We start from the raw sequence: 5986 nt of genomic DNA, 5'->3' as shown, positions 1-5986 counted from the left end.
AGCAGCCCGGTAGCTCGTCAGGCTCATAACCTGAAGGCCGCAGGTTCAAATCCTGCCCCCGCAACCACTGAAACTTGTAAATTCTCCCACTCGGGGTATTTGCGACGAAGCTCCTCCTCATATGAGTCGAGGAGCTTTTTTTGTTTCTCTTTCGTCTCAATCTCCCCGGCTTCCAGCTTCTCGATGAAATCCGCATGCACTTCGGCGACGAAGCGTCGTTCCATGAAGTCCAGCACATCCATCTGCGCGAGGATGGATGCGATCAGACCATATACCTGCAGAGTTGCCGGCTGGTGGCCTGGGGTCTTGCCGATCACCACCTTGTGCACCAATGAGCGCACAATCGGCATCACCTGGCGCTTGGCATCTTCGTTCTTGCCACGGCGCGCCTGCAGGAAGAAATGACGCATGCGCAGTTCCGTCTGTGCGGAATTGTGGCGCTGCTTCAATTCCTCGATCTTCGCCCGCATGTCCGGCTCGGACGTGGTGAAGGCGTCGATCTCCCTTGCCAGGGCGCCACGCTGGTGCTCGATCTGATCGAGCGTATCGTCGAGCGCGGCGAGAGGAGGGCGGCCTTGCATGGCGCGGTCGGAGATCTGCTGGATGATGCTCTTCTGCTCGCGCTCCAAATCGTCCAGTTCGCGCGTCATCTGCTCGCGCTCGGCTTTCGGGCGGCGAAGCTTTGATGTTTCCTGTTCGATCACCTTTGCCGACATAGTGTCGAACATCCCCAGGGAGAAGAAGGCGGCCGGCAGGCAATCGAGAACGCGGCTCTCCAGCTCCTGGCGGGTAATGGTCTTGCTGTTGCTGCAGCAGGCTCCGCCGAGCTCGTCGATCGGCAGGCGCTTCTTGCGGTTGGTGCAGCTATAGCGGTCCTTGCTGCTGATCGCGTAGGCGCCGCCACATTCCGCGCATTCGAGCAGGTGACTGAGCAAGTATCCCGGGCGGTGCGTTGCATTCAGCCGGTTGCTCTGCCCGAAATCGTAAAGCTCGCCGATCTCTTTCTGACGCTCCTTCACCCGGTGCCATAGGTCGTCGGAAACGATGCGCATCTCCGGCACATCGGTCAGCACCCATTCGCTCGCGTCGTTTGCGCGCGCGGTACGGCGTTCGGTTTCCGGGTTCTTGCGGTAGTTACGCTTGTTCCAGACCATGCGGCCGATGTCGCTCTCGTTGTTGAGGATGCCGGTGCCACGGCTGACGTGGCCGCGGATGGCGGTGTCGCGCCACTTGCGGCCGCGGGAGCCCGGGATGCCCTCTTTGTTCAAAAGCTGGGCGATGTCGCGAGGCGACACGCCGTCGGCATAGAGGGTGAAAATGCCGCGAACCACCGCAGCCTTTGCAGGATCGATCTCGCGCAAACCCTTGATGCGATCGCCGTTCGCATCGCGCTGCTGGGAGAGCATGTAGCCGTAGGCGAGGCAGGTGGATGCCTTGCCTTTCCGGACGGCCATCTTCATGCCTTCGCGCGTGCGATACCGGATCTGTTCGACCAGTTCATGGCTGAGCGCGGCGCGCAATGCCATCTCGAGGTCGGTCACCGGGGTGCCGGCGTGGACCGTCCAGATGTCCGCGTCGCAATAGCGAAGCTGCTTGAGGATCTTCGCGCTATGCTCGATGTCGCGCGACAGGCGATCGACGGTGACGCAGAGGACGACATCGATGCGCTCGCGCTTCACATGCGCCATGAGGCTCTGGATGCCGGCGCGGAGCTGGTAGCTGGTGCCGCTGATGGCGGCGTCGGAGTAGATCTCGACCAGCTTCCAGCCCTGACGTGCGACAAAGGCCTTGCCGAGTTCGATCTGCGTTTCGATCGAGACCTCATGCTGGCGGTCGGTGGAGTATCGGGCATAAAACAGAACATTCTTGGTCATTTGCGGAATTCCATATTCATCAATGTCTTCGTAAACACTGGCCGGCATCGCCGGCCAGACCCTTTGCAGCGTGCTCAACTCTGCTGCCTGCGGCGGCCTGCCAATCCTGCAGCACGCTCGGCTGCGGCATCCTGGCGATCCTTCACGCGGTCTCAGAGTTCATTGCTGACGATGCGCAGTGCCGATACGTAATGGTAGTCATCGTCGCTCGCCTGTTTACACGCGCCGATGTAAGCCGGGTTGTTGAGGATCCCGGTTCCGTGGGCGCGGTTGCCGCGGATCGCAGCGTCGCGCCAGATACTGCCACGGGGACCGGCCACGCCTTCCACATTAAGAAGAGCAGCGATCTTTGTCGGTGCCATCCCCTCGGCATACATACCGAAAATACGCCTGATGACGTCGGCGGCGACAGGATCGACGACCTTGAAACCGAAGATGCGCTGGCCGTCCGCATTGCAGGCGCCGGAATAGCGGTAGCCGAATGGAAGGGGCGCGAAGTGTTTCTCCTCGCGCAGGTCATCGGGAACCTGGACAATGTGGCTGCCCGTGGCAAACATCTTGCTGCGGTCATCGATATAGTAATCGGACAGGTTCCGGGCGGTGATACGTTCGCCGGGATCGGCGCCCCAGAGTTCGATGCCCTTGCGAGCGAGTTCGCTCAACAGTCGGCTGGCGATATCAAATCGCGAGCACAACCGGTCCAGCGTATGGCAGAGGACGATATCGACCGTCTCACGCTCGATATGGGCGAAAAGCTTGCGCACGCCGGGCTGCGCCATGAAGACGACTTCGCCGATGTCCTCGTCAGTATAGGACTTTACGAAGGTCCAGCCATTCTCCTCAATGAAGCGGTGCCCATAGTAGAGCTGCGTTTCGAGGCAGGCGTGGTCATGGTATCCGGCAGAATGGCGTGCGTAGAACAGGACGTTCTTGGTCATGGAGTGATCTCCGTTCGAATTGGCGAAGGGCGGGGGACAGGGTAACCGGCAGCGGGGGACTTGAGAGCCCAGCAGCGATGCCAGATCATCATGGTCTGGCGGTTGGCAGGTGTTGGTGGCAATAATTGCCGCGGTTAGAAGCCGCTCCTGAGCGATGGTCAGTATCCCATCGTGGCGCGGTAGGCCGCGGCCTCATCGGTGTTGCCGCCAATCCAGCCATGCTGCTGAAGCTTGAGAAGGCTGTCGACGACGCCATCGCGCGCGCCGCACCACGTTCAGCCGGAATCGGCGGGGCGGATAATGAAGACTTCGGTGGAGGTGACCTTTACCCGCGTTGCGCCGGTCTCTGCCTTGACGGCTGCGCGAAACAGGTGATCCAGTTCCTTGATCTGGTGTTTCTGCTCCGTCGTCAGGTATGCCGGCTGGACGCGCTGAAGAGTCTTAGACGGGATGGGGCATCGCAGGGATACGGTGGGTGAGGACGAACACATGGTGCACCTGCTTGCGGCGCCAGGGTGCCCGGTCGATATCGACCATCAGGCCGTTATTGGTCACGTCGCAGAACAGCTCACCACTGATCGCTACGCGGCGGTTCCCCAGAAAAACGATGCAGGGATGGCTCTGCTGAATTCCCGTCCGGGCTTTGAGGTATGTTGGTTTCCACACAGAACTGAGCCGGTTAGGCGCATAATTTCCATTGAGAATTGAGCCATGTGAACCTTCCCCCAACGTGGAGAGCGACGGGGGCAACGGAGTGATCCACATGGGACTTTTAAATATCATCCGTCGGATGGCGCTGCGCGAGAAGCAGTCGATCCGCGAGATCAGCCGGCGCACGGGGCTTTCGCGCAACACGATCGCGAAGTATCTGAACGCGGGCGCGATCGAGCCGACGTTTACGGTACCGGAACGACCAAGCAAACTTGATCCTTTTGCCGATAAGCTGACGGCCTGGCTGAAGACAGAGGCCGGCGAACACTGAAGCAGCTCCATGCCGATCTGGTGGCTCTCGGCTTTACCGGCTCCTATGGTCGGGTTGCCGCCTTCGCCCGTGATTGGCGAGCGGAACGACAACGTGAGCAGCAGACGACGGGCCGCGGCATATTCGTTCCGCTGTCTTTCCGCCCAGGCGAAGCATTCCAATTCGATTGGAGTGAGGACTATGCCGTCATTGGCGGCGAGCGCACGAAGCTGCAGGTCGCGCATATCAAGCTATCGCACAGTCGCGCGTTTCTGGTCAGGGCGTATCTGCTGCAAACGCACGAGATGCTTTTTGACGCCCATTGGCACGGCTTCCGTGTGTTCGGCGGCGTCCCTGCTCGCGGCATCTACGATAATATGAAGACAGCGGTCGATCGCGTCGGCCGGGGCAAGGAGCGACAGGTCAATATCCGGTTCCTTGCGATGACGAACCACTACGTTTTTGCGCCAGAGTTCTGCAATCCCGCCGCAGGCTGGGAGAAGGGACAGGTCGAGAAGAACGTTCAGGATGCCCGACCACGCCTGTGGCAACAGATGCCGGACTTCCCGGATTTGGCAGCGTTGAATCTGTGGCTGGAGCAGCATTGCCAAGACCTGTGGCAGGAGACACCACACGGGAGCCTGCTCGGTTCGATCGCCGATGTTTGGGCTGATGAGCAGCCTGCTTTGATGGCATTACCCGCCATGTTTGATGGCTTCGTCGAGCAGAGCAAGCGTGTCTCGCCGACATGCCTGATCACCTTCGAGCGTAATCGTTACAGTGTGCCAGCATCGTTCGCGAACCGCCCCGTCAGCCTGAGGATTTATCCCGAGCGGCTGGTCGTTGCAGCCGGGGGAAATATCCTCTGCGAACATCCGCGGATCATAGAACGCAGCCACGACAACCCACCGCGAACGATTTACGACTGGCGGCATTACCTTGCCGTTATACAGCGCAAGCCCGGTGCTTTGCGCAATGGTGCGCCTTTCCTGGAATTGCCGCTGGCCTTTCGACAATTGCAGGACCAGATGCTGCGTCGCCTGGGCGGCGATCGGGAGATGGCCGATATCCTCGCTCTGGTGCTTCATCACGACGAACAGGTTGTGGTCAGGGCTGTGGAACTGGCTCTGGATCAAGGCGTGCCAACCAAAACGCATGTGCTGAATCTGCTGCATCGTCTGATCGATGGGAAGACAACCGACGGTCCTGATATCGACACGCCACAGGCGCTGACCTTGCTGCAAGAACCCAAGGCCAACGTCGAACGCTACGATGGCTTGCGTGTCCGGATTGTGGGAGGTCGTCATGCGTCATGATCCCGCCAGCGCCGCCGTCGTCATCATGCTGCGTAGCCTGAAGATGTATGGCATGGCCCAAGCGGTCACGGACCTGATCGAGCAAGGCGCTCCAGCCTTCGATTTGGCCGTGCCGATCCTGTCCCAGTTGCTAAAAGCCGAGATGGCCGAGCGCGAGGCCCGCTCCATCGCCTATCATATGAAGGCTGCGCGCTTTCCTGGCTACAAGGACATCTCCGGCTACGACTTCGCCGCCAGTGAGATCAATGAGGCGACGGTGCGCCAGTTGCATCGATGCGAGTTCATCGACGGAGCGCAGAACATTGTCCTCGTCGGCGGACCGGGCACAGGCAAAACACACGTCGCGACCGCTCTCGGCGTCCAGGCTATCTAGCATCACCGCCGAAAGGTCCGCTTCTTCTCAACCATCGAATTGGTCAATGCGCTCGAGCAGGAGAAGGCAAAGGGCAAGGCAGGCCAGATCGCTGAGACGCTGGTTCGTCTCGATCTGCTGATCCTCGATGAGCTCGGATACCTTCCGTTCAGTGTCTCAGGCGGAGCATTGCTCTTCCACCTGCTGAGCAAGCTCTATGAGCGCACCAGCGTCGTCATCACCACCAACCTCAGCTTCAGCGAATGGGCCAGCGTCTTCGGCGATGCCAAGATGACCACAGCTCTGCTCGACCGCTTGACCCACCGTTGCCACATCCTGGAAACCGGTAACGACAGCTTCCGCTTCAAGGCCAGCTCGGCCGCAGCAGCACAGAAGAGAGGAGAAAAGGCCAATCCCTTGACGAAAGCCTGATCAGAAAACCATACTCAGAGGTGGCTCACTTCTCGGTGGAAAAACCGGGGGTGCGGATAAAAAGTTGGACTGTTTTAAATGCTCAGGCCGAGGCTCTTACGATATTCGACCGG

3 protein-coding genes and 2 pseudogenes are annotated in these 5986 nt (G+C 59.8%); 2 read left to right on the top strand and 3 right to left on the bottom strand.

From position 1 onward, the window contains the following. Positions 1-23 precede the first annotated feature (23 nt). The 3 genes from O9X91_RS23755 to O9X91_RS23745 form a co-directional block, all read right to left on the bottom strand. Positions 24-1952 (bottom strand): recombinase family protein, encoded by a 1929-nt coding sequence (locus tag O9X91_RS23755; RefSeq protein WP_269834421.1) that lies wholly within the window; start codon positions 1950-1952, stop codon positions 24-26. 74 nt (positions 1953-2026) lie between these two features. Continuing rightward, the gene (locus O9X91_RS23750) at positions 2027-2812 is read right to left on the bottom strand and encodes a recombinase family protein (RefSeq protein ID WP_244614251.1); all 786 of its coding nucleotides are present in this window, start codon (positions 2810-2812) and stop codon (positions 2027-2029) included. Between the two features lie 275 nt (positions 2813-3087). Continuing rightward, positions 3088-3303, bottom strand: a complete 216-nt coding sequence (locus O9X91_RS23745; protein ID WP_269833084.1) for a hypothetical protein — start codon at positions 3301-3303, stop codon at positions 3088-3090. 272 nt (positions 3304-3575) lie between these two features. On the opposite strand from O9X91_RS23745, the pseudogene istA reads away from it, so the two are divergent. Beyond that, positions 3576-5089, top strand: a pseudogene (istA, locus tag O9X91_RS23740) (IS21 family transposase). After that, positions 5079-5873: pseudogene (istB, locus tag O9X91_RS23735) on the top strand (IS21-like element helper ATPase IstB). The pseudogenes istA and istB overlap by 11 nt, the downstream one beginning before the upstream one ends. Positions 5874-5986 lie beyond the last annotated feature (113 nt).

It is taken from the genome of Agrobacterium salinitolerans, from assembly GCF_027498475.1.
GTDB lineage: Bacteria > Pseudomonadota > Alphaproteobacteria > Rhizobiales > Rhizobiaceae > Agrobacterium > Agrobacterium salinitolerans.
This window is presented reverse-complemented; position numbering and strand designations above follow the sequence as displayed.

What these genes read in the sequence shown, in the direction of transcription:
- O9X91_RS23750 (WP_244614251.1), bottom strand. Translation starts at nt 2,812, where the DNA reads ATGACCAAGAACGTCCTGTTCTACGCACGCCATTCTGCCGGATACCAT.
- O9X91_RS23745 (WP_269833084.1), bottom strand. Translation starts at nt 3,303, where the DNA reads ATGTGTTCGTCCTCACCCACCGTATCCCTGCGATGCCCCATCCCGTCT.